General features: G+C 51.9%; 1 protein-coding gene. It reads right to left on the bottom strand.

Going from position 1 to position 1118, the window contains the following annotated elements; genetic code table 11:
- On the bottom strand, positions 1-1118 hold a 1118-nt coding region (locus GC130_RS25500; protein WP_152001203.1), incomplete at both ends, for a DUF5018 domain-containing protein.

Below are 1118 nucleotides of genomic sequence, written 5' to 3'. Positions count from 1 at the left end.
CTGGCACTGCTCAACGGCGCAGGCTCAACTGTTACTGTGACTGCCCATTCCTCCGTGGCACCATTCCCGGCAGTTACCGTGTAGGTGACTGGAGCAGAAAAATCTTGTGCTGCACCACTCGCCGGACTAATTGTCGCCTGATTCGAAACAGTAATGGTGGGGGCAAGCACTGTGGCATCGGTACCAGTGGCAACAGTCACCGATACGGTATGATTTTCTGCGTCGATCACTGCATCACCAATTTGTTCGGCCAGTACGAAAGTCAGGATATCGGTGGCTGAATTCATAGCAGGAGTTACTGTTACAGTCCACTCCTGGGTGCTACCGTCGCCAGCAGTCACGGTGTAAACGACAGCAGAAGAAAAGTCGACAGCGGCCTCATTTGTTGGGTCAATGGTTGCCTGCTCGGAAACCGTAATGGTTGGAGTAAGGGCGGTCAGGTCGGTGCCATAAGGAACGCCAATGGCTACCGTATGATCTGTTGCGTTGATCGTTGCGTCGCCTGTTTGTTCAGCCAGCACGAAGGTCAGGATGTTACTTGCTGTGTTGGGAGCGACAGTCACCGTCACCGTCCAATCCTGCATATTGCCTTCTTCGGCAGTTACTGTGTACACCACTGCGTTTGTGAAGTCCTGAGCGGCGCCAGTCAATGGACTGATACTCGCTTCTGCTGAAATAGTGATTGCTGGAGTCAGCGCTGTGATGTCAGTACCAAATACTACGTCAATAGCTACCGTGTGATCTGCGTTGGTAATTACTGCATCTCCCGCTTGTTCTGCCAGAACAAACGAAAGGATATTGGCATCAGTTGATTCGGCCTCATCATCCACCGAAATGGTAAACGCTTTTTCAAACGTATGGCCATTCCCGTCATTGGTTTTGATACGTACGCTGTAACTATTTGCTGTCTCAAAGTCGAATACTGAGGAGGTCACCAGTTGACTGCCCGAGATACCGAACTGTGAATTGTCAGTATCGCCGGTGCCTGATGCCAGGGTGTAGGTGTACGACCCAGACAAGTCCTCGCCTGTGGTAGTTAGGTTGCCCACAACCGCACCTGCTTCCAGGTTTTCCATCACCGACTGGTTGTCCAGGGTGAGGGAAGTTACCTGTGCAGG

This window comes from Imperialibacter sp. EC-SDR9 (genome assembly GCF_902498805.1).
GTDB lineage: Bacteria > Bacteroidota > Bacteroidia > Cytophagales > Cyclobacteriaceae > Imperialibacter.
This window is presented reverse-complemented; position numbering and strand designations above follow the sequence as displayed.